The following is a 700-nucleotide window of genomic DNA, read 5'->3' on the forward strand; positions in this document are numbered from 1 at the left end:
GGGCCGGGGCGGGGGTGCTGCCGCCGCCGGAGGGCGGGGGCGTGCCGGCGGCCGGGGGTGCGGGCGGGGCGTCGGTCGCGGTGGGTGCGGGAGTCGGCGTCGGCGTCGGCGTCGCGGAGGGTGTGGCGGACACGGTCGGGGTGGCGGAGGCGTCGCTGAGCTCCGCGCGCCCGCCGCCGCGGCTGACCGCGTCCCAGAGTCGCTGCTCGAGCCCGGCGCCCGGGGCGGCGGCGAGGCCGTCGGCGGGGTCGGGCGTGAGGACGATGGGGGCAGCGACTGCGGCCGCCCCGAGGCAGGTCGCGACGACCAGCATCTCGACGACGACGCGGCGACGGCGCCGCGGGCGGCCCCGGTCGCGTCGGCGCAGGTCGCGTCGTCGAGGGGCCTGCTCCGGGAACGTCACGCCGGGCACGTTATCCGATCGTGACATTTCCGTCATCCCGGACTGGACACCGGTCCGGTTCCCGCCGGCGTGTCGCACGGAGAGCCGAGTCGGAAGGATTGCGCTTTCCAGACCGGTGTGGCACGTTGAGGGAGATTCGTCGGGAAACCGGTTTCTGCCCTCTCATGGCGCAGCCCGGCCCCGCACCCGCGTCCCGAGACGAAGGAGTCTCATGCGCACCACCGCCCCCGTCCCGCGGCGCCGCGCCCGAGCGGCCGCCACCCTCGCACTCGTCGCGGCGCTCGGCGTCACGGGCGC

Annotated in this window: 1 pseudogene; it reads right to left on the reverse strand. The window is 77.4% G+C overall.

The window, feature by feature from the left end:
- Positions 1 to 403, reverse strand: a pseudogene (locus CTKZ_RS22160) (hypothetical protein); the annotation flags it as partial.
- Between the last annotated feature and the right edge of the window lie 297 nt (positions 404 to 700).

Source organism: Cellulomonas algicola (genome assembly GCF_003851725.1).
Lineage (GTDB): Bacteria > Actinomycetota > Actinomycetes > Actinomycetales > Cellulomonadaceae > Cellulomonas > Cellulomonas algicola.